This window comes from Streptomyces sp. NPDC039465 (assembly GCF_055639315.1).
Window position 1 is genome coordinate 352812 of sequence record NZ_JBVKAP010000004.1, and the last position, 20787, is coordinate 373598.

At 70.6% G+C, this 20787-nt stretch carries 20 protein-coding genes; 7 read left to right on the forward strand and 13 right to left on the reverse strand.

The annotated features are described in order from the left end of the window. Nucleotides 1-12: 12 nt before the first annotated feature. From ACZ7LT_RS16095 to ACZ7LT_RS16110, 4 genes are all read left to right on the forward strand, one after another. Complete coding sequence (locus ACZ7LT_RS16095) at nt 13-969, forward strand: endonuclease/exonuclease/phosphatase family protein (RefSeq protein WP_471236660.1); 957 nt, start codon at nt 13-15, stop codon at nt 967-969. A gap of 5 nt (nt 970-974) precedes the next feature. Next, complete coding sequence (locus tag ACZ7LT_RS16100) at nt 975-2918, forward strand: FUSC family protein (protein ID WP_471236661.1); 1944 nt, start codon at nt 975-977, stop codon at nt 2916-2918. Nucleotides 2919-3183: 265 nt separating this feature from the next. Next, complete coding sequence (locus ACZ7LT_RS16105) at nt 3184-4656, forward strand: APC family permease (protein ID WP_471236662.1); 1473 nt, start codon at nt 3184-3186, stop codon at nt 4654-4656. 133 nt (nt 4657-4789) lie between these two features. Next, complete coding sequence (locus ACZ7LT_RS16110) at nt 4790-5764, forward strand: hypothetical protein (RefSeq protein WP_471236663.1); 975 nt, start codon at nt 4790-4792, stop codon at nt 5762-5764. A gap of 137 nt (nt 5765-5901) precedes the next feature. Here ACZ7LT_RS16110 and ACZ7LT_RS16115 read toward each other — a convergent pair whose 3' ends face one another. Further along, entirely contained in the window at nt 5902-7989 is a 2088-nt protein-coding gene (locus ACZ7LT_RS16115; RefSeq protein WP_471236664.1) for a PhoX family protein, read from the reverse strand. Nucleotides 7990-8283: 294 nt separating this feature from the next. Between ACZ7LT_RS16115 and ACZ7LT_RS16120 the strand changes: the two genes are divergently transcribed. Continuing rightward, nucleotides 8284-9741, forward strand: coding sequence for a VWA domain-containing protein (locus ACZ7LT_RS16120; protein ID WP_471236665.1), 1458 nt, complete (start codon nt 8284-8286; stop codon nt 9739-9741). A 4-nt stretch (nt 9742-9745) separates the two neighbouring features. Here ACZ7LT_RS16120 and ACZ7LT_RS16125 read toward each other — a convergent pair whose 3' ends face one another. After that, nucleotides 9746-10897 carry a sensor histidine kinase gene (locus ACZ7LT_RS16125; RefSeq protein ID WP_471236666.1) on the reverse strand — a complete coding sequence of 384 codons (1152 nt, stop codon included), beginning with the start codon at nt 10895-10897 and terminating at the stop codon, nt 9746-9748. Continuing rightward, nucleotides 10894-11547, reverse strand: a complete 654-nt coding sequence (locus tag ACZ7LT_RS16130; protein ID WP_471236980.1) for a response regulator transcription factor — start codon at nt 11545-11547, stop codon at nt 10894-10896. The genes ACZ7LT_RS16125 and ACZ7LT_RS16130 overlap by 4 nt, the downstream gene beginning before the upstream one ends. Before the next feature lie 189 nt (nt 11548-11736). On the opposite strand from ACZ7LT_RS16130, the gene metG reads away from it, so the two are divergent. Next, nucleotides 11737-13359, forward strand: a complete 1623-nt coding sequence (gene metG / locus ACZ7LT_RS16135; protein ID WP_471236667.1) for a methionine--tRNA ligase — start codon at nt 11737-11739, stop codon at nt 13357-13359. Between the two features lie 97 nt (nt 13360-13456). Here the strand turns inward: metG and ACZ7LT_RS16140 are convergent, their stop codons facing one another. From ACZ7LT_RS16140 to ACZ7LT_RS16150, 3 genes are read right to left on the reverse strand one after another with little or no spacing between them, the layout of a single operon-like run. Then, nucleotides 13457-14122: a contact-dependent growth inhibition system immunity protein gene (locus tag ACZ7LT_RS16140; protein WP_471236668.1), complete on the reverse strand. Its 666-nt coding sequence runs from the start codon at nt 14120-14122 to the stop codon at nt 13457-13459. A 13-nt stretch (nt 14123-14135) separates the two neighbouring features. Next, on the reverse strand, nt 14136-14414 hold the full coding sequence (locus ACZ7LT_RS16145) for an RNase A-like domain-containing protein (RefSeq protein ID WP_471236669.1): 279 nt from the start codon (nt 14412-14414) through the stop codon (nt 14136-14138). A gap of 13 nt (nt 14415-14427) precedes the next feature. Then, nucleotides 14428-15000, reverse strand: coding sequence for a hypothetical protein (locus ACZ7LT_RS16150; protein ID WP_471236670.1), 573 nt, complete (start codon nt 14998-15000; stop codon nt 14428-14430). Nucleotides 15001-15245: 245 nt separating this feature from the next. Between ACZ7LT_RS16150 and ACZ7LT_RS16155 the strand changes: the two genes are divergently transcribed. Then, nucleotides 15246-15578 carry a hypothetical protein gene (locus tag ACZ7LT_RS16155; protein WP_471236671.1) on the forward strand — a complete coding sequence of 111 codons (333 nt, stop codon included), beginning with the start codon at nt 15246-15248 and terminating at the stop codon, nt 15576-15578. Nucleotides 15579-15822: 244 nt separating this feature from the next. Here the strand turns inward: ACZ7LT_RS16155 and ACZ7LT_RS16160 are convergent, their stop codons facing one another. The 7 genes from ACZ7LT_RS16160 to ACZ7LT_RS16190 form a co-directional block, all read right to left on the reverse strand. After that, nucleotides 15823-16485, reverse strand: a complete 663-nt coding sequence (locus ACZ7LT_RS16160; protein WP_471236672.1) for a contact-dependent growth inhibition system immunity protein — start codon at nt 16483-16485, stop codon at nt 15823-15825. 13 nt (nt 16486-16498) lie between these two features. After that, entirely contained in the window at nt 16499-16798 is a 300-nt protein-coding gene (locus ACZ7LT_RS16165) for an RNase A-like domain-containing protein (protein ID WP_471236673.1), read from the reverse strand. A 21-nt stretch (nt 16799-16819) separates the two neighbouring features. After that, entirely contained in the window at nt 16820-17341 is a 522-nt protein-coding gene (locus ACZ7LT_RS16170) for a hypothetical protein (protein WP_471236674.1), read from the reverse strand. Between the two features lie 56 nt (nt 17342-17397). Next, complete coding sequence (locus ACZ7LT_RS16175) at nt 17398-19200, reverse strand: RNase A-like domain-containing protein (protein WP_471236675.1); 1803 nt, start codon at nt 19198-19200, stop codon at nt 17398-17400. Further along, nucleotides 19200-19505, reverse strand: coding sequence for a WXG100 family type VII secretion target (locus ACZ7LT_RS16180; protein ID WP_471236676.1), 306 nt, complete (start codon nt 19503-19505; stop codon nt 19200-19202). The genes ACZ7LT_RS16175 and ACZ7LT_RS16180 overlap by 1 nt, the downstream gene beginning before the upstream one ends. A 24-nt stretch (nt 19506-19529) precedes the next feature. Continuing rightward, nucleotides 19530-19925: a WXG100 family type VII secretion target gene (locus ACZ7LT_RS16185; protein ID WP_471236677.1), complete on the reverse strand. Its 396-nt coding sequence runs from the start codon at nt 19923-19925 to the stop codon at nt 19530-19532. Between the two features lie 100 nt (nt 19926-20025). Continuing rightward, nucleotides 20026-20787 carry a L,D-transpeptidase family protein gene (locus ACZ7LT_RS16190; RefSeq protein WP_471236678.1) on the reverse strand — a complete coding sequence of 254 codons (762 nt, stop codon included), beginning with the start codon at nt 20785-20787 and terminating at the stop codon, nt 20026-20028.

The following is a 20787-nucleotide window of genomic DNA, read 5'->3' on the forward strand; positions in this document are numbered from 1 at the left end:
CCGTTGGAGCACGTGACCCGGCCCCAGAACACCGCGCACGCCGCCGCCGTACTGCTGCTCCTGCCGCCCGCCGTCGTCGTCGCCTGCCGCCTCACCGGCACCGACGCCCTCACCCCCGTACCGCAGCTGCTCGCGTTCCTGCCGTGGCTCACCCTCCCCGCCGCCCTCGCCACCGCACTCGCCCTCTTCGCCCGCCGCCGCCCCACCGCGGCCGCCGCCGCCACCGTCTGCGCCCTCACCGCCTGGTACATCCAGCCCTACGGCCCCGACACCAGCGGCGCCCGCGGCCCCGAAACCGCCCGGCTCCGCGTCCTCGCCTCCAACGTCGAATTCGGCCGCGCCACCCCCCACCTCCTCGACACCGTCCGACGCGAACACCCCCACCTCGTCCTCGTCTCCGAGTGCGACCGCCCCTGCGCCCACACCCTGCGCACCGCCCTGCGCACCACCCACCCCCACCACACCGAAGTCGCCGCCGACGGCTCCTCCGGCTCCCTCCTCCTCAGCACCTTCCCCCTCACCCGCCCCACCGTCCTCCCAGGTGTCATGGGAATGCCCGGCGCCACCGCACGCATCGCCGGCCAGGACGTCCACATCCAACTCGCCCACCCCATGCCCCCGCTACCCGGCCAGATCGACCTGTGGAAAACCGAACTCGGCCGCCTCCGCGACCGCGCCCACGACCTGCGCGGCCACCCCACCCTCCTCGCCGGCGACTTCAACGCCTCCCAGGACCACGCCGCCTTCCGCGACCTCCTCGACGCCGGCGACCTCCACGACGCCGCCCGCCTCGCCGGAGCCGCCCGCACCCCCACCTGGCCCCAACGCGGCAGCCTGCCCCCGTACGTCCAGATCGACCACATCCTCCTCAGCGACGACTTCTCCGTACACGCCGTCCGCTTCCTCGACCTGCCCGACACCGACCACCGGGCCGTCCTCGCCGATCTCGCCCTCCACCAGCGACAATGACCGGCATGGCACGGACAGAGCGCACCATCCGCCCACCGGAATGGCTGCTCAAGGGCCTGCGCCCGCAGCCCACCCCCATCCCCTGGGCCGCCGTCGCCCGCGCCTCACTCGCCCTGTCCGCACCCCTCGCCGTCGGCCTCGCCACCGGCCACACCACCTACGGCGCCCTCGTCTCCATGGGCGCCCTCTCCGGCGTCATCGGCGACACCGCCGACGCCTACCGGATGCGCTTCCTCAACATCGCCATCCCCCAGCTCTTCGGCGCCGCCGGCATCCTCCTCGGCACCCAGGTGTACGGACACGGCTGGCTCGCCGTCGCCGCTCTCACCCTCATCGCCCTGCTCTCCGGCATGATCTCCTCGATCGGCGCCATCGCCTCCGTCTCCGGACTGCTCCTTCTCCTCAACTCCGTCGTCGGCGCCGGACTCCCCCTCCCCGGCCCCTGGTGGAAAGCGCCCCTCCTCCTCACCCTCGGCGGAGCCGTCGTCCTCGTCCTCACCCTCCTCGGCTGGCCCTTCCGCCGCGGCGTCCCCGAACGCACCGCCGTCGCCACCACCTACCGCGCCCTCGCCGACCTCCTCGAAGCCGCCGGCACCCCCGACTACGACGACAAACGCCAAGCCGTCACCGCCGCCCTCAACCAGGCCTACGACCTCGTCCTCGCCCGCCGCACCCGCGAACACGGCCGCGCCCCCGTCCTCATACGCCTCCTCGCCCAGCTCAACGTCGTCATCCCACTCGTCGAAGCCGCCCCCGCCGCCCACCTGCGCGCCCAGCGCCTCGGCCCCCTCGACGCCGCCATCCCCGCCGCCGTGCGCCACCTCGCCGACGCCGTCGAAGAAGGCCGCACCACCACCCCCACCCTCGACCTCCCCCCACCCACCACCCCCGCCGAACGCGCCGTCGACCACGCCCTGCGCCACGCCGCCACCGTCGTCCACCAGGCCGAACCCGACCCCCACAACATCGACGACCGCCTCGGCCGCCCCGCCACCCTGCGCATCCGCGCCCGCCGCGCCCTGCGCGATGTCCTGCTCACCGAAGCCTCCTGGCGCTACGGCCTACGCCTCGCCCTGTGCATCGGCCTCGCCCAGTCCCTCGTCTCCCTCATCGACGTCCCCCGCTCCTACTGGGTCGCCCTCACCGTCACCTTCGTCCTCAAACCCGACTTCGGCTCCGTCTTCTCCCGCGCCGTCATGCGCGCCCTCGGCACCGCCGCCGGCCTCGTCCTCGCCGCCGCCGTCCTCGCCGAAGTCCCCCGCGGCTGGTGGGACATCCCTGTCATGATGGCCCTCGCCGCCCTCATCCCCGCCTTCTCCGCCAAGGGCTACGCCTTCCAGACCGCCGCCATCACCCCCGTCATCCTGCTCCTGTCCGACCTCCTCAACCGACAGGGCTTCGGCCTCGTCCTGCCCCGCCTGTGGGACTCCCTCATCGGCTGCGCCATCGCCCTCATCGCCGGCTACCTCCTGTGGCCCGAAAGCTGGCGCAGCCGCATCGGCGACCGCCTCGCCGACGCCGTCGACGACACCGCCCACTACGTCGCCCGCGCCTTCGACCCCGCCTGGGACCCCGGCGAACGCGTCCGCGCCCGCCGCCGCATCTACCGCGACCTGTCCGCCGTACGCTCCGAATTCCAGCGCGCCCTCACCGAACCCCCACCCACCGGAGCCCGCGCCGCCGCCTGGTGGCCCCTCGTCGTCGCCGTCGAACGCATCGTGGACGCCACCACCGCCGCCCGCGTCCGCGTCACCCACGGCGCACCGCCCCCCGCGCCCGTCGAAATCACCGACATCGCCCAGCAACTCCACGACCTCGCCCAGGGCATCCGCGCCACCGACGGCGCCCTCGTGAACGTACGAGCCCAACTCGAAGGCGACGAACACGGCGTCCTCGCCCCCCTCCGCCAAGAAGTCCGCGCCGCCCGCGCCGTCACCACCCAGCCCTGACCGCCACCCCCGGCCACCACTCCCGCCCCCACGGCGCCCACTCCGAGGAATCCCTGCCCAACCGCCCCCCGGACGAAGGAATTCCGGCCCACGCCACCATCGGACGACCAAATTCCACGTATCCCGGCAGAGCTGCCCCACCGCCCTCACCGAACCCGACCGGTACGACTACGATGCGCTCGATTACCCCCCGCGCACCCGGCACGCGAGCGGCACCACCCCCGTGAACCACCGCCACACGCCGTGCCCGACAAGGACATTCGCCATGCGCCAACACCCCGGCAGAGGGCTGCAGCCCAATGTCCTCGGCACGTTCGACACCATCGTCATGGCGGTCGCCGGCAGCGCCCCCGCCTACTCCCTCGCCGCCACCACCGCCGTACTCTTCGGCGCCGTCGGCCTCGCCGGACCCGCCGCCCTGCTCTACTGCGCCATCCCCATGCTCGGCATCGTCCTCGCCTACAGCCGCCTCGGCCGCATCGACGTCAACGCCGGCGCCGGATACTCCTGGGTCGGCCGCACCCTCCACCCCTTCCTCGGATTCCTCTCCGGATGGGCCCTCGTCGTCGCCGCCACCCTCTTCATGGTCGCCGGATCCCTCCCCGCCGGCGCCATGACCCTCGCCCTCTTCGACCCCGAACTCGCCGACAACACCACCCTGTCCACCACCGTCGGCGCCGGCTGGTTCCTCATGATGCTGCTCATCGTGCTCGGCGGCGCACGGCTCACCGTCCGCGCCCAGCTCCTCATGACCGGCGTCGAACTCCTCATCCTGCTCACGTTCGTCCTCGCCGCCGTCCTCCACCGCGGCACCGCCCACGCCTTCGACTGGTCCTGGCTCGGCTTCGGCCACTTCCACGGCGCGGGCGGCTTCGCCTCCGGCGCCCTCATCGCCGCCTTCTACTACTGGGGCTGGGACGTCACCAGCAACCTCAGCGAAGAGACCCGCGACAGCCGCCGCACCGCCGGACTCGCCGCCCTCATCGGCATCGGCGTCGTCTTCCTCCTCTTCGAGGCGTTCACCATCGCCGTCAACGTCATCCTCACCTCCGGCCAGATCGAGGCCAACGGCGCCAACGTCCTGTCCGCCCTCGGCCACGAGATCTGGCCCGGCACCGGCGGAAAACTCCTCGTCGCCGCCGTCCTGCTCTCCACCGTCGCCACCCTGGAGACCACCCTCATCCAGGTCACCCGCTCGCTGTTCGCCATGGGCCGCGACCACACCCTCCCCGCCGCGCTCGGCACCGTCCACCGCCGCTGGAACACCCCCTGGGTCGCCATCGCCGTCGTCGGCGTCGTCGCCTCCCTGATGTTCGTCGCCTCCACCACCCTCGGCTCCGTCGCCGACGTCCTCAGCGCCGCCGTCAGCGCCATCGGCCTCCAGATCGCCTTCTACTACAGCCTCGCCGGCATCGCCGCCGTCGTCGCCTACCGCTCGATGCTGCTCAGCTCCGTACGGAACTTCGTCCTCGGCGGCGCCTGGCCCCTCCTCGGCTCCGCCTTCATGCTCTGGGCCTTCTTCGAATCCCTCACCGAACTCTCCACGGCCTCCGTCACCATCGGACTCGGGGGCCTCGCCGCCGGCATCGCCCCCATGCTCTGGTACTGGCACAAGGGCAGCGCCTACTACACCCCGGCGAAACTCGACGCCCAACGCGCCCTCGCCGCCGCCGAACCGTACGTCCCCACCACCCGCGGCGGCCGCCGCGCCGACGAAGCCCTCGCCACCGACTTCTGACCCCGCCCCCCTGGGAGCCAGGCGACTTTCGCCCGACCTCCCGCCCCACGCAACCCCGCCGGTCCCGCGCCCCTCCTCAGTCATAGCTCATACCGCACACCTCACTACCTCACGTCACGAGGGAGGAAACCGGATGGCCCCACGCCGCCGCACGGCACGCTTCGTCCCGGACTTCGACCCGGACTACGGCGACCGCGCCCTCACCGCGGCCCGGCACGACATGGTCATCGGCCGCTGGCAGGGCGTACGCGACCTGCTTCGCGCCACCGGAGGCGACTGGGCCCGCCGCACCCACCGCCTGCGGCTCCTCTCCCACGCGGCCGCCGGCAGCTCCACCGTCGAGGCCTGGCGCGCAGCCGAACCGGACAACCCCGACGCCGCCGTCCTTCGCGCCGCCACCGAGGTCGTACGGTCCTTCAACGAAGCCATCGCCGTCGGCCGCGGCGCCGCCGTCGACCGGACCCGGCTCGACGTCGCCGTGATGGCCTGCCTGAGCGCCGCCGACGCCCGGCCCGCCGACCCGATGCCCTGGGTCTCCCTGATCACCGTGGCCCGGCTGTACGAGAACGGCGTCGGGCGCCGCCAAATACGGAGCTGGTGGGACGAGTTGCGCCGCCGCGACCCGTACAACACCGAAGGCCACGCCCAGCTGCTGCGCTATTGGTCGGCCCGCTGGCACGGCACCCACGGCTCGATGTACGACTTCGCCCGCGACGCGGCGGGCGTGGCCCCGCCCGGCACCTCCCTGCCGATCCTCGTCCAGATCGCCCGCGTGGAGGAATACCGCTACATCGCCGAGGCCGCGAAGGGCCGCGGCCCGGTGCGCGGCTTCGACCAGCACTGGAAACACGAACTCGCGGTGACGGAACTGCGCCGCACCTACGACCGCTGGTTGGGCGGCCGCCCCCCGGGCCCGGTGGCACCGGAGGAGGTCGCGGACCTCAACTACCTCGTGCACGCGGCGTGTTACGCGGGTCAGGCGCAGCTGGCGCGGGAGATCTTCGGACTGCTGGGGAAGCGGGCGGCGTGGGTGCCGTGGGCGTACACGGGGGCGCCGGGGGAGCAGTTCTGCCGGTTCAGGGAGAGCGTGGGAGCGGCTGACGGATGACGGCTGACAGATGACAGATGTCGGCTGACGTTCGACCGATGTCGGACGACGGATGACAACGGTCCGCTGACGACGGACGGGCCCGGCCGGGTCGTGGCTGACCGGCCGGGCCCCTCAGGAGTGGCTCGCGGGAGGCGTCAGACGCCGATGCCCCGGCCGTCCGTGCGCCAGACGGAGACGACCGACGGGCGGACGAGCTTGCCCGGTCCGTCCGGCCACGTCGACGCCGGCTTCTCGACGGACGCGCCGTCGACCTCGCCCGGGTGCTGCACCGCGACGATGACCCGCTTGTCCTGGATGACCGGCCCACAGGTCTCGGCACCGGCCGGGACCGTCAGGAACTGCTTCAGCTCACCGCGCCGCTCGCCGTGCGTGGCGACTCCGAACAGGCCGTCGTGCGAGCCGAGCTGGTTGCCGTCCGTGGAGATCCACAGGTTGCCGTACGGGTCGAAGGCGATGTTGTCGGGGCAGGAGATCGGGCTGACCTTGTCCTTGGGGAAGCCCGCGAAGTACGTCGCCGGGTCGTTCGGGTCGCCGGCGACCAGGAACAGGCGCCAGGCGAAGCCGTCGCTCGCCGGGTCGTCCCAGTGCTCGGCGAGCTCCAGGACCTGGCCGTGCTTGTTGGCGTTACGCGGGTTGGCCTCGTCGGCGGGGGCGTAGCCGGCCTTGCCGCGGTTGGAGTTGTTGGTGAGCGCGACGTACACCCGGCCGGTGCGCGGCGACGGCTCGACGTCCTCGGGGCGGTCCATCTTGGTGGCGCCGACCTTGTCACCGGCGAGGCGGGTGAAGACGTACACCTCCTCGGCGGTCATACCGGGCACGTGCGAGACATCGCCGGTGGCGAGCGGGATCCACTGACCGCTGCCGTCGAACTCGCCGTCGTTGGGGAGCTTGCCCGTGCCGTCGACCTCGGCCGGCGAGTCGCCGGTCAGCTTGGCGACGTACAGCGTGCCCTCGTCCAGGAGCGTGAGGTTGTGCTCGCGGGCGGCGCGGCTCTTGCCCTTCTTCATCCGCTTCGAGGAGACGAACTTGTAGAAGTAGTCGAATCGCTCGTCGTCACCCATGTAGATGACCGGACGGCCGTCCTCGGTCAGCCGCGGCTGCGCGGCCTCGTGCTTGAAGCGGCCGAGCGCGGTGCGCTTACGGGGCGTGGAGTCCGGGTCGTACGGGTCGAGCTCGACGACCCAGCCGAAGCGGTTGGGCTCGTTGGGCTCCTGCGCCACGTCGAACCGCTTGTCGAACCGCTCCCACTTGCGCTCGGACGCGGCGCCGGTGACGCCGTACCGTTTGAGGCGCGCGGCCTGGACCGGGTCGGTGACGCCGCCGCCGTTGGCGAAGTACTGGTTGAAGTTCTCCTCGCCGTGGAGCGTGGTGCCCCACGGGGTGGTGCCGCCGGCGCAGTTGTTGAGGGTGCCGAGCACCTTCGTGCCGCTCGGGTCCACTGAGGTCTTCAGCAGGTCGCTGCCGGCGGCCGGGCCGGTGAGCTTGAACTCGCTGGTGGTGTGGAGGCGGCGGTTGAGCTGGTGGCGGGTGACGGCGGTGAGCTTGCCGCTGCGGTGGTCCTCCTGCACGACGACGACCGACAGACCGTGCGCGGCCCAGGCGATCTCGACCTGCTCGCGGGTCGGGTTCTCGGGGTCGTAGCCCTTGAACATCAGGATTTCGTCGGTGTACTCGTGGTTCGCGACCATGAGCTGCTGGCGCTCGTAGGCGCCGCCGAGCGGGAGCAGGCTGATGAAGTCGTTGTTGTAGCCGAACTGCCCGGCCTGCGCCTTCGCGGTCTGCTTGTCGGCGTTGAACGCCGGGGCGCCACGGAGGATGGGCTCGCCCCAGCGGATGACGACGTTCTGGGCGTAGCCCTCGGGGACGGTGACCTTGTCGTCCTTGTTCGGGGCGACGGGCGCGAAGCGCAGACCACGGGCGCCGTCGGCCTTGCCGGCGGCGGCCGGCGCGGCGCCGAGGCCCTCGGCCGGGGCGGCGACGGCGGGCGAGCCGCCCTGCGCGACGACGGCACCACCGGCGGCGGCCGCGACGGTGACGACGGCGGCGGCGCGCATCATGGAGCGGCGCGAGTAGGCGGAAGCTATGACGTCACCGACGTACTCGTTGTCGCTGGTGTTGGGCACCTCGTGGAAGCAGGCGTCGCCGCAGCGGAAACGGCAGGTCAGGGCGGATCGCCCGCCCGCGTGTGAGGGATTGCTCAGCAGCGGCAGCAGTTTGCGCACTTGGTCCTCCTCAGGCGCAGCCCGCGCCCACATGGTGCCGACATGGTGTCGGGATTCCGTCCGGCGGTGACGTTATGTGCACACATCTGCTCAACGGAGGCGTGGGAATGAACGGCTGATGAATCCGGAGCGACCGGGGCGGGGTTGACACGGCGGCGGCGCGCCGAAGGCCGCTGTTCGGCGACTCACCGGGCGACTCACGGGGCCGCTAACCTTACGTGTCCGCCCTGGCCAGGGATGATTCCTACCAGTACGGACATACACGGCACCCAACTCATGCGAAAGGCCTCGCCCATGGGCATTCGGAGCTTGCTGCGCAAGGTGTTTGGACGCGACCGTGCGGAGCGTAACGAGTCGGCGGCAGCCTCCGTCCCGCCCCAGACGGAACGCACCACCCAGGAACCCTCCCCCGTCGCGTCCGCCCCGGCGACCGCGTCCGCGTCCGCCTCCGCCTCCACCTCCGGCTCTGCCGAGGCCACGGCCGCGGAACCCTCGGCCCCCTCGGCCACCTCAGTCCCCTCGGCCCCCTCGGTCTCGGATCCGGTGGTCCCGGCCCAGGCCCAGACCCAGGTCGAAAGGACAGCGGCGGATCTGGTGGCGGCGTCCTTCGACAACCCCAAGCCGCGTACGGCGACGGTGCCGCCGGCCCGCGAGGAGTCGGTCCCGGAGGGTACGGGCCCGGTAACCGCCGCCGCGGAGAAGCCGGTTGAACCGGAGTCCGCTCCGGAGCCGGAGCCGGAGCCGGAGCCGGTCGTGGCGGAGGTGGCCCCCGAGCCCGAGCCCGCACCGGAGCCGGTCGCCGAGCCGGTCGCCGAGCCGGAACCGGTCGTGGCCGAGGTCGAGCCCGAGCCGCAGCCGGAAGGTTCCGCCTCGGAGCCGGAGCCCGCTCCCCAGCCGGACCCCGCTCCCCAGCCGGAGCCGGAGCCCGAGCCGGAGCCCGAGCCCGTCGCGGCGGAGGTGACCCCCGAGCCCGCCCCCGAGCCCGAGCCCGCCCCCGAGCCTGAGCCGGTCGCCGCAGCCACGGACCCCGTCCCCACCGCTCCCACCCCCACCGCTCCCGCCCCCAAGCCCGCCCTCCCGCTCACCCGCGTGAAGGCCCGGGCGCCGCAGCTCGTGGACGCGTACAAGGCAGCCGGGGCCGTGCTCAAGAAGCAGGAGCTCGTCGGCGCCCGTGCGGCCGTGTATCTGGTCCTCGACCGGTCGCTGTCCATGCGTGGCTACTACAAGGACGGCACCGTCCAGCGCCTCGCCGAGCAGACCCTCGCGCTCGCCGCGCACCTGGACGAGGAGGCCACCGTCCAGGTCGTCTTCTTCTCGACCGAGATCGACGGCACCGGCGAGCTGACCCTCGACACGATCGAGGGCCGGATCGAGGAGCTGCACGGCTCGCTCGGCCGGATGGGCCGGACGAACTACGACCGCGCCATCGAAGAGGTCCTGGCGCGGCACGAGAAGGCCGGCGGCGACCGGCCCGCGTTCGTCGTGTTCCAGACCGACGGCGCGCCGGAGTCGAAGACGGCCGCGACGCAGGCCCTCGCGGCCGCCGCCGAGAAGCCGGTGTACTGGCAGTTCGTGGCGTTCGGCGAGGAGGACGCGAAGGCGTTCGACTACCTGCGCAAGCTGGCCGTCGACCACGCCGGCTTCCACCACGCGGGACCGGCGCCCGCCGAGACGCCGCACCCGGCGTTCTTCCGGGGCCTGCTCGCCTCGTACCAGCCCCAGGGCCAGTCCGGGGACGCGGCGCAGGGCTAGCCGGTCAGGTCACCGGCAGGGTGACGGTGACGGCGAGCCCGCCCCCGCCGGGGCCGGGCTCGGCCGTCACCGTGCCGCCGTGGGCGACGGTGATCGAGCGGACGATGGAGAGCCCGAGCCCCGCGCCCGGCCCCATCCGGTCGCGGCCCTCGCCCCGCCGGAACGGTTCGAAAAGGATGGGTATGTCCTCGGCGCGTACCTCGGGTCCGGTGTTGGCGACGACCAGCTGACCGCCGCAGACGGTGACCCGTACGAAGCCGTCCGGGACGTTGTACGCGACGGCGTTGGCGAGCAGGTTCCGTACGAGCTGGGCGAGGAGCAGCCGGTTGCCCCGTACGGGCGCGCCGGTGGCGCCCGCCGGGTCGGCGCTGTCGGCGTCGAAGGCCACTCCGTGCCGCCGGCACTCCTCGGCGACGACGTCGGCGAGATCGACGTCCTCCCGTTCCTCCAGGCCGCGCTCGCTGCGGGCGAGCACCAGCAGCCCGTCGATGAGCCGCTCGCTGCGCCGGTTGCTGTCGAGGAGGAGCTGCTTCGTGGCGGCGAGCTCCTCGGCGGTGGCGGTCTCGTCCAGTCCGACCTGGATGGCGGTGCGCTGGGTGGCCAGCGGGGTGCGCAGCTCGTGGGAGGCGTTGGCGATGAACCGCCGCTGGCTGTCGAAGGCAGTCTCGAGGCGGCCGAGGAGCGCGTCGATGGTGTCGCCGAGGTGCTTCAGCTCGTCGTCGGGGCCGACGGCGGCGATCCTCTCGTGCAGGTTCCGCTCGGACAGGCGGCGGGCGCGGGCGGTCATCTCGTGGACGGGCCGCAGGACCCGCCCGGCGGTCCACCAGCCGACGGCGACCGCGCACAGGGCGGTGGCGAGCAGGGCGAAGCCGGACCAGATCAGCATCTGCTGCCCGGCGGCGTCCTGGACGGTGTCGGTGAGCTCGACCACGGAGAAGCCCCCGTAGGTCCCGTCGCCGTACAGGTCGTACGACTGACCGGCCGCGGGCGCGCGCAGCGCCGGTACGGCCTCGGAGCGGATCTGGGCGACGCGGTTCTGCGTACCGGCGCGGGAGAGCAGGTTGACGACACCGAGCAGGCAGGTGCCGAGGACGAGGAAGACGCCCCCGAAGACGAGGGCGATCCGGGTGCGGATGGTGGAGCCGGGGCCGATCACAGGGCGTACCCCACGCCCTGGACGGTACGGATGAGGGCGGGCTCGCCGAGTTTGCCGCGCAGCTTGCTCATGCAGACGCGTACGGCGCCGGTGAAGGGGTCGGCGTGGGCGTCCCAGGCCCGTTCGAGGAGCTCCTCGGCGGAGACGGTGCCGCCGTCGGCCTCCAGCAGGATCTGCAGCACGGAGAATTCCTTGGGGGAGAGGTCGAGGTCGCGGCCGTCGCGGGTGGCGGTGCGGCGGACGGTGTCGAGGCATACGCCGGACTTTTCGAGCAGGGGCGGTACGGGGCGGGCGCTGCGGCGGCGCAGGGCGCGTACGCGGGAGACGAGCTCGGGGAAGTCGAAGGGTTTGCCGAGGTAGTCGTCGGCGCCGAGGTCGAGGCCTTCGACGCGGTCGTCGAGGGAGGCGGAGGCGGTGAGCATGAGGATGCGGGTGCGGGAGGCGTCGGCGACGAGGTGGCGGGCGACGTCGTCGCCGTGGACGCGGGGCAGGTCGCGGTCGAGGACGACGACGTCGTAGTCGTAAAGGCCGAGGTAGGCGAGGGCGGCGTCGCCGCTGTAGACGGTGTCGACGGCGAACCCGGCGCGGCGCAGCCCGGTGGCGACGAGCTCGGCGAGGTCCTTTTCGTCCTCGGCCACCAGTACCCGCATGATCGTCTCTTCCTCGTTGCTCTGTGCCTCGTTCATGGCCCCCGCCTCTCCCCAGGATGCGTCTTTCTACGGAGGAGGTTGTTTCGCGAACCTCTCCGAACCCCTCCGGGGCTCTCCGGGGCTCTGCGGGGTGTCCGCGGACGGAAACGCGGGTGAGTGGATCTTCGGCGGGCCGTTAGGATTTCGACCATGGCGGCCACTGGATCCGAGAAGCAGGGGGCGAACGGCGTGAAGTCTTTCTACGTGTCGACCCCCATTTACTACGTCAACGACGCTCCTCACCTGGGCCACGCCTATACGACCGTCGCAGGCGACGTGCTCACGCGCTGGCACCGTCAGCGTGGCGAGAAGGTGTGGTACCTCACCGGCACGGACGAGCACGGTCAGAAGATCATGCGCACCGCGGAGGCGAACGGCGTCAGCCCGCAGGAGTGGTGCGACAAGCTCGTCGAGGAGGCGTGGAAGCCCCTCTGGGAGCACCTGAACATCGCGAACGACGACTTCATCCGGACGACGGAGAAGCGGCACACGGACCGTGTGCAGGAGTTCGTGCAGGACCTGTACGACAAGGGTGAGATCTACAAGGGCGGGTACGAGGGCCCGTACTGCGTGGGCTGTGAGGAGTACAAGCTCCCCGGTGATCTGATCGAGGACGAGCAGGGTGTGAAGCTCTGCCCGGTCCACAAGAAGCCGGTGGAGATCCTCAAGGAGGAGAACTACTTCTTCAAGCTGAGCGAGTACGGCCCGAAGCTGCTCGAGTTCTACGAGGCGAACCCGGGCTTCATCCAGCCGGAGTCGGCGCGTAACGAGGTGCTGAACTTCGTCCGGCAGGGTCTTGAGGACCTGTCGATCTCGCGCTCGACGTTCGACTGGGGCGTCCCGGTGCCGTGGGACGAGAAGCACGTCATCTACGTGTGGGTCGACGCGCTGCTGAACTACGCGACGGCGGTCGGCTACAACGAGAACCCGGAGAAGTTCGACGAGACCTTCCCGGCCAACGTCCACCTCATCGGCAAGGACATCCTGCGCTTCCACGCGGTGATCTGGCCGGCGATGCTGATGGCGCAGGGCCTGCCGGTGCCGGGCAAGGTGGCGGCGAACGGCTGGCTGATGGTCGGCGGCGAGAAGATGTCGAAGTCGAACCTGACGGGCATCAAGCCGCAGGACCTGACCTCGCACTTCGGCGTGGACGCGTACCGCTGGTACTTCCTGCGCGCGATCGCGTTCGGCCAGGACGGCTCGTTCTCGTGGGAGGACTTCACCGCCCGCTACACCAGCGAGCTCGCGAACGACTACGGCAACCTGGCGTCGCGGGTCGCGGCGATGGTCGGCAAGTACTTCGACGGCACGCTGCCGGCGGCGAGCGCCGCGGGCGACGCGGAGAAGGCGATCGCCGAGGGCATGGCGAAGGCCGTGACGGAGGCGGACCGGAAGATCGGCGAGGAGCTGGACTTCCAGGGCGGCATCCTGGCGATCTTCGACTTCGTGAAGCAGGTCAACGGCTACATCACGGAGCAGGAGCCGTGGAAGGTCGCCAAGGACGACTCGGAGGAGGGCCGCGCCCGCCTGGCGACGATCCTCTACACGGCGGCCGAGTCGCTGCGCGCGGTGGCGGTCCTGCTGAACCCGATCATGCCGGAGACCTCCCAGAAGCTCTGGAACTCCCTCGGCGCGGAAACCACTGCCCTGGGCCCCCTCTCGTCCCAGCGCATCCAGGACACGGGCACCTGGGGCCAGCTCCCGCCGGGCGCGACGGTGACGAAGGGCGCGGTGCTGTTCCCGCGCCTGGAGGAGCCGAAGAAGGACCAGTAGCCCGTACGGCGAGGAAGACGAAGAAGGGGCCCGGGATCAGGACGATCCCGGGCCTTTTCGTCGCACGGCACGACCCGGACGCCGACCTGCCGTCTGGTCAGGCGTCGGCGCGCGCCAGCCGCGTGGCCACCGACTGGAACCAGGCGCCGTACGAGAAGGGTTCCGGTGGGGTCACCTCCATGCCGAGTTCAGCGGCACCGAGGGCGTAGTCGGACTCGTCGAGGGGCAGGGCGAGGAGTTCGTTCAGCTCACCGCAGAGTCGGGCGGTCAGCTGGGGGTGGGTGGTGGCGAGGTAGTCGGCGAGGGCGGCGTCGTGGTTGGGGAACTCGTCCACGATGTCCTGGGAGAACCAGCCGCCCAGCAGCTGGGCCGTCTCCGGGAAGCGGGCGTGCCACTCCCAGTGGGTCTGCGGGCCGGACAAGGGCGCGGGAGCCTCGCCGGTCTCGATGCTCTGCTTGAGGTGGTCGGCGACCACCAGCAACCATTCCTGGATCGCGGACTCGGGCCGGCCGGTGTCCGGGACGGAGTAGAACTCGCCCAGGCTCAGGCGCAGCCGGCCCGGCGGGTTACGGCTGTACTCACGCAGCTGACGCTCCGCCTCGGCTATGGCCCAGGGGCGCGTGTGCCAGGTGTGGCGCAGGTGGGCGGCGAGGGCGACGCTGCGCTTCTCGGGGCTGTCGTCGGCAGCCTGGCCGAGGTAGGCGCGCATCACCTGGTCGAGCTCGCCGTAGCGGCGGTCGTGTTCGAGGGGCTTCATGGACACGGTCGCGGGGCCTCTACAGGTAGAACGGGAGGGTGGTCTGAACGACGAATCCGTGTGGACTGGCCGGCTCACGGCGCAGCACGACGCGGGCCGCCCGGACGTCGACGGGCTCCCGCCCCGCGAGCATCATCGCCTCCAGCAACACCCGGCCGACGGGCTCCGCACGGGACGGCCAGGCCGCCTCGATGGTGAGACGCGCACGGGTGCCCTGGGCGAGCCACCGGTGGATGACCTGCTCGTTGGCGGTCACGACCTGCTGGGTGGCCCATTGGGCGGTTTCCCGGTCGGCCATTCTCTCGTGGGGCTCAGTACTCGGGTGCGAAGGTCCAGAACAGCCCGACCTCGTCGTGGGAGACGACGACGAGACCGACGTCCTCGTTGTAGACGGTCATCGAGTGCCAGGAGCGGAGGGTGGAGCTGTAGTTCGGGTGCCGGTCGCGGCGGGCCTCCCCCACGTTGGTGCGGTAGGTGGCGTCGGGGCCGAAGCGGGACAGCAGGGTCCGGGCCATCGCCAGGAGCTCGTCGGCGCTCTCGTCGAACTCGATGAGGGACCCCGGCAGCATGCAGCCGGGCGAGGTCATTGCGATCAGCTGCTCGGCGGCTGCGTCCGGGGTGATCTCGTGGAGGAGCTCGGAGATCGCCTCGGGGGACAGAGGGAGGAAGGGGTAGGGCGGTTCCTCCCCGCCCTGGTCGGCGTAGCCGGCGGGGCAGTCGTCCCGCACCGGCCAGCCCCGCGGGTCCTCGCTCCTGCGTCCCATGACCGCCAGGACGTCGAGGGGCCAGTCCTCACCTGTCCGCCGTCCGGTGGCGACGTACGCGAACGTCCCGTCGTACAGCTTCTCTGTGATGGTCGCCCAGGCCTGCTGAGCCAGGGTCATCTGCTTCCTCATTCGTGCCTCAGAGCGTATCCGGCAGCCGCTCGTGGGGTCGTTGCGCAGCCGCTGTGCGAGCTGTTCGTCGGTCTTGCCCACGTGCTTGTCGAGCGTGTGGCCGTTGTTGAGCCACTCGTTGCTGGCCAGGTCGATGGTGTAGTGGCCCTGGGCGTCTTCCTTGATCCAGGCCCCGCTGAGACGGCACTGTACCCCCGAGCAGATCGTGCGCTTTGTTGAGGAGGCACACCGACGTGCTGGATGACGCGCCCGACAAGGCGTTCCTGAGTATCGAACACATCGAGTCCGTGACGGCGGGCGCGCCTGTCGGTGCGGACCGCGTGGCCGTGTGCGTGGTCTGCTGCGTCGAAGGGACTGCCCGCCTGGGCATGGTGTTTCATCACGTCGGCCCCGCGGATGCGGCGGGCACGGCCGCACCGTCGTTCCTGCTGACCGCCATCGAGTGGTATGGCAAGCAGGTTGAGCAACTGGACACCGTTCACTCCGCCAAGGTGACGCTTTTGGGAACGGGAATGGAGACGCTGGCCAAGCGCGATGTCCTGACCTCGGCACCGCGGTCTGATTGAACCTCCGCTCAGGTGTGCCGAGAAGGCCGGCGAGGCCCACGTCTCAGGTGCGGACCCAGTCCTTCAGGGGTTCCGTGTCCAGGTCCATGCCCACCCAGCGGGAGCACTACGACTACCTGGTGGGTGAGTACTTCTACATCCCGAGCCCAGCTGCGCACGTCCACAACCCGCACACGTGGAGCGACCCACTCGGATGGGGTCGGTGCCCTCGGGACCCAAATGTCGTCTTTTCAGGAGCGTCGACTCAGTCCTCGGACCGTACGAGCTGTGTGGCAACCGACTGAAACCAGGCCCCGTACGAGAACGGTTCCGGCGGGCCCACCTCCATGCCGAGTTCGGCGGCGGCGAGGGCGTAGTCGGACTCGCCGAGGGGGAGCGCGACCAGTTCGTGGAGTTCGCCGGCGAGGCGGGCGATGAGCTGCGGGTCGGTGGTGGCGGTGTAGTCGGCAAGTGCGGCCTCGTGGTCGGCGAACTCGTCGACGATGTCCTGGGAGAACCAGCCTCCGAGCAACTGCGCGGTCTCGGGGAAACGGGCGTGCCATTCCCAGTGGGTGCGCGGGATCGAGGGCCGTGGTGCCTCGCCGCTCTCGATGCTCTGCTTGAGGTGATCGGCGAGGACGACGAGCCATTCCTGGACGGCGGCCTCCGGAATGCCGGTGTCAGGGACGGCGTAGAACTCGCCGAGGCTCAGGCGCAGCCGCCCTGGGGGGTTGCGGCTGTACTCGCGCAGCTGACGCTCCGCCTCGGCGATGGCCCAGGGGCGGGTGTGCCAGGTATGGCGGAGGTAGGCGTCGAGAGCGGCGCTGCGCCTCTCCGGGGTGTCGTCGGCGGGCTGCCCGAGGTAGGCGCGCATCACCTGGTCGAGCTCGCCGTAGCGGCGGTCGTGTTCGAGGGGCTTCATGGACACGGTCGCTGGGCCTCTACAGGTAGAACGGGACGGTGGTCTGGACGACGAAACCGTGTGGACTGGCCGGTTCGCGGCGCAGCACGACGCGGGCCGCGCGCACGTCGACGGGCTCCCGCCCGGCGAGCAGCATGGCCTCCAGCAGCACCCGTCCGACGGGCTCCTCCCGGGCGGGCCAGGCGGCCTCGATGGTGAGCCGCGCCCGGGTGCCCTGGGCGAGCCACCGGTGGATGACCTGCTCGTTGGCGGTCACCACGGCCTGGGTGGCCCACTGGGCGGTCTCCCGGTCGGGGTAGGTGGCGGATCGGGTCAGCATCGTCACATTCTCTCGTAGGGCTCAGTAGTCGGCGAAGGTCCAGAAGATTCCGACTTCGGCTTCGGAGAGGACGACGAGACCCCTTTCGTCGGAATAAACGGTCGTCAACGTCCAGCCGTAGTGTTTTGAAGAATAGTCCGGATTCCTGTCGTTGTATGCCGCGTATGCAGTGGTGAGACAGAGGGGGTGAGGGCCGAATCGGGAAAGGACGGCGTCCGCCTTCTCCAGTGCCTCGTCCAGGCTCCCTCTCAACTGCCGAAGAGCACGGGGCAATGTGCAGGATTCATCGGCCATGGCGACCAACTGCTGCGCGGCGGCCGCCCGGTCGATCTCGAAGAGGCCTGTCGCCAGCCTCTCCACCGTCGGCGGAAGGAAGGGAAAGGCCGCATCATTTTCCTCACCGTCGTCGTGCGCATGGTCGTCCAGCCCGAGCCACCCCCGCGGATCCCCCACCGACCGGCTCATGAGAGCCAGGACATCGAACCGCCAATCCTCGTGCCGACGCGGACCGACGGCCATGTAGGCGAACGAATCCTCGTGCAAGTACCGAAGGGCACTTTCCCAAGCAGCCTGATCGACAGACATCTACAAGGCCTTTCTCAAGGTGCCGGCATGGAGGTGAGAACCGTGAACTTCGGATCGAGGTGAGGGGTGTACTTGAGCCTGGTCTCGATGAACTTCACCTCCTCCACCTTGGCGTTCATACCGTAATTCTGATATCCCCGCCTCGGGACGGGCGGATCGCTGTTGTCCTTCTTGGTCACGCTGGTGCCGCTCACCTCGTCGTTCGGTGCCTTGGATCTGAAGATCTCAGTGGCCCCGGGGTCCGGCGGGGGCGGCCCGGTAAGCCATGCCTTGATAGCAGCGGAGTTGTCGTTGAGGGTGTGCTGAGTGAGCTGCTGCGCCCGCTGGTACGTCGGGAAGGACGAGGATCCGCTGATCGCCGGCTTCCCGTGAGGCCAGGTCGGGGTGAAGTGTTCGTGGTTCCGCTGCTGGTCGCGCAGCCGCTGTTTGAGCTGATCGTCCGTCTTGCCCACGTGCTTGTCGAGCGTGTGGCCGTTGTTCAGCCACTCGTTACTCGCCAGGTCGAGGGTGTAGTTGCCGTTGGCGTCTTCCTTGATCCACCGTTGCGGGGTCTTGAACTCGTCCAGTGCCCGGGCCCCGTACCCCCGCGCACGTGCCACACCCGCCTGATACGTGGGAGCGCTGAGGTACGCCTCGTTCAGCGCGTCCATCAGGGCCCTCACTCGGGTCGTCAGACCGTCCAAGGTGCTGGTGTAGGTGTCGACGATCCGGTTGAGCTCGGCGGTGTCCAGCTTGAGGACGGTCTTGACGTCGAACTCGGCCACGAGACCGACTCCCTTGACCGCGCCCTTCGCGACGGTCTTCACCAGGCCCCCGACGTCTTTCATGCCGACGCCGTCCTTCAGGTTCAGGTCCTTGTCGACCATATCCTTGAGGGCCTTCTTCATGGCCTCGACTAGCTCGTCCCAGACTTCCTCGTTGAGCTTCACCGCGGCCTTGGCGTACTCCTTGAGGATCTTGCTGATCGCCTCGGCGGTGGTGAACAGGACGGAGAACACTGGCTGGCTGCCAGTAGGCCGCTTCGGTGTGCCAGGGGTGTTCGTCTGCTGCCGCCACTGGTGGCCGAACCGCTGGTGCCCCCAGTCCGTGGCGCCCCAGATGGCGCTGCAGAAGACCTGCATGGCTTCTGCCCAGTCGGCCTGCTGGGCATTGGTGAGGGGACTGAGCGCCCCGGACAGTTCGCTGGAGACGGTGCTGAGCGTGGTGAGGGTCTGGGACCAGCTCTGGCTCAGGGAGTGGAGGTAGTGCTGCTGCGGAAAGGGATAGACGTCCGCGACCTTGCCAACCCGGAACACGTTCTTGAACACCGGTTGGAGCGCGGCGCGCACCGGCGGCGAGATGTTCTCCAGCAGCGAGCGGAGGATGTCGTCGCCGCCGTCGTTGTCGCCCCACTTGAGGTCGGGGACGGTGCCGAGGGACGGAGGCTTGTCGATGACGTTGCCCGGGGGCGGCTTCTGCTCCGCGGTCTTACCGGGCTTCGGGTTGGCCGCCGCGTCCGCCTTCGAGTAGGCATTGGCCGTCTCGGTGAAGCCGACGGCGACGCCACCGGTACTGGCGACGGACTTGGCCCACACCTCCAGCCACCGGTTGGCGACCTTTTGGTATTCGACCGAGAACTCACGGGCGTCGGTGCCCGCGCCACCCGCGTCCGGGTACTTCTGGAGCCCAGTCAGCAGGTCCTTGACGCCGTTCATGAGGGCGGTCTGCTGGTGGGCGACCTGACCTGAGGCGCGCCACAGGTGGCTCGGTCTGACGTCGATGTTCCCGCTGCCTCCGGGCTGCTGCGTCGACGGGGACCCGGGGGTGGGGCCGGCCATCAGGCGCCGCCTCCCCAACCCTGGAGGACAGAGCGGTTGGCCGCCTCGTAGTTGAGGTGACCGTTCACGACCACCTCGTGGAGCCAGGCCTGGGCCGCCCGCAGGTCCTGCGCGGAGCGGTCCCAACTGTCGAGCTCGTCGATGAAGGCCTCGCGGGCTTCCCCGTCCCAGCTCAGCACGGCCTTCTCGGTACGTTTGTACAGCAGGTCCAGCTTCTCGTTCAGCGTGCGCAGGATGTCCTCCAGCTCGCCCGAAAGGCGCTGGAGCGTGGAGAAGTTGACGGCGATGTGGTCGTCTTCCGACATGGCGTTGCTGTTTCCCCGTGAAATCTAGACGTCCAGGATGCGGCTCTGCGGCTGCGCGGGCGCGGATCCCGGGGGCGGCTCCGACCAGGCTCGGGCGGTTGCCGAGACATCGGCACCGTCCTGCAGCTTGCTGATCCGCCCCAGCGTCTCCAGCTCCTGCTCGGTGAAGCCGTCACGACTGAGCCGCGTCGCCTCCTCCAGCAGCACGAGGATGTTCCGGATCCGTACGGCGTCCTCCGCCACACCCCGGTGGAGGCTGCGGTAGGCCGTCGCCGCGGGGCCCTGCCAACCCGCTTCGATGCTGTCCACCACGGCGTCCATCCGTCGCGTCTGCTGCTCCAGATACCTCTGCATGGCATCCATGTCGTCGGCGAGCTTGGACAGCCCGTCCTCCGACACCTCAAGATCAGCGTTCTGCATCTCGGCCCCCCGACCACTGCGCCCATCCCGTACGAACGCGAGTCGTCGAAAGCCTACGCGAACGCTTCGCTTCCGCCGACGGCCCCTGGGCCAGGATCCGTCACCGCCCCAGCGCCCCCGCGTCCCCCATCACCACCACCGGGTGCATCGACGGGTCCAGCCAGCGGAGCAGGGTGCGCATGTGGGGGCGGGTGACTGAGATGCAGCCTTCTGTGGGGCCGTTGTGGTCGACGTGGAGCCAGATGCCGCCGCCGCGCTTGGGGCCCAGGGGGCGGGTCCAGTCCAGGGGGGTGCGGCCTGGGCGGCGGTTGTAGTTGATGGCAACCACGTAGTCGAAGGAGCCCGCCAGGGGCTCACCCAGGGAGCCCGTGCCGCGGGCGGTGAAGGCGCGGCCCTGGTCGTAGGGGAGGCGGGTGCCCGGGTCCGGGAGGAGGCCGCCCGCGTCCGTGAGGCCGAAGACGCCGATCGGGGAGCGCTTGTCGCCCTGGATGTGGTGGTCCGTCCAGCCCTTGAGCGCGTTGTGGGCCTGCCACGGGGTGCCCACCGGCGACCAGCCGGTGGCCGGGTCGCGGACGTAGCGGACCACCGTGGAGCGGGACGAGTCCGGGCCCGCGCCCGTGACGACCACCGCCTGGCGGGCCGTCGCCGGGATCGCGGCGCGGGTCGCCGGGCCCAGCCCCGGGATCTCGCGCGGCGGCGCCGGGGCCGGCCGGGGCGACTCCGCCTTGGCGTCCGCCGCCTGCTGGGTGGTCGTACGCGGCTCGGGCGCCGAAGCCGGCGGCGCCGAACAGCCCACCGCGAGCAGTAGTCCCGCGGCCGCCGCCCCGCACAGGGAGCCTCGCAGGGGTCGGAGTACGGCCAT

Excerpts from the sequence above, each read along its gene's own strand:
- ACZ7LT_RS16175 (WP_471236675.1), bottom strand. The coding sequence starts at position 19,200 with ATGGCCGGCCCCACCCCCGGGTCCCCGTCGACGCAGCAGCCCGGAGGC.
- ACZ7LT_RS16120 (WP_471236665.1), top strand. The coding sequence starts at position 8,284 with ATGGGCATTCGGAGCTTGCTGCGCAAGGTGTTTGGACGCGACCGTGCG.
- ACZ7LT_RS16100 (WP_471236661.1), top strand. The coding sequence starts at position 975 with ATGGCACGGACAGAGCGCACCATCCGCCCACCGGAATGGCTGCTCAAG.
- ACZ7LT_RS16190 (WP_471236678.1), bottom strand. The coding sequence starts at position 20,787 with ATGGCCGTACTCCGACCCCTGCGAGGCTCCCTGTGCGGGGCGGCGGCC.
- ACZ7LT_RS16145 (WP_471236669.1), bottom strand. The coding sequence starts at position 14,414 with ATGGCCGACCGGGAAACCGCCCAATGGGCCACCCAGCAGGTCGTGACC.
- ACZ7LT_RS16110 (WP_471236663.1), top strand. The coding sequence starts at position 4,790 with ATGGCCCCACGCCGCCGCACGGCACGCTTCGTCCCGGACTTCGACCCG.
- ACZ7LT_RS16150 (WP_471236670.1), bottom strand. The coding sequence starts at position 15,000 with ATGACCCTGGCTCAGCAGGCCTGGGCGACCATCACAGAGAAGCTGTAC.
- ACZ7LT_RS16105 (WP_471236662.1), top strand. The coding sequence starts at position 3,184 with ATGCGCCAACACCCCGGCAGAGGGCTGCAGCCCAATGTCCTCGGCACG.
- ACZ7LT_RS16185 (WP_471236677.1), bottom strand. The coding sequence starts at position 19,925 with ATGCAGAACGCTGATCTTGAGGTGTCGGAGGACGGGCTGTCCAAGCTC.
- ACZ7LT_RS16165 (WP_471236673.1), bottom strand. The coding sequence starts at position 16,798 with ATGCTGACCCGATCCGCCACCTACCCCGACCGGGAGACCGCCCAGTGG.
- ACZ7LT_RS16180 (WP_471236676.1), bottom strand. The coding sequence starts at position 19,505 with ATGTCGGAAGACGACCACATCGCCGTCAACTTCTCCACGCTCCAGCGC.
- ACZ7LT_RS16130 (WP_471236980.1), bottom strand. The coding sequence starts at position 11,547 with ATGCGGGTACTGGTGGCCGAGGACGAAAAGGACCTCGCCGAGCTCGTC.
- metG (WP_471236667.1), top strand. The coding sequence starts at position 11,737 with ATGGCGGCCACTGGATCCGAGAAGCAGGGGGCGAACGGCGTGAAGTCT.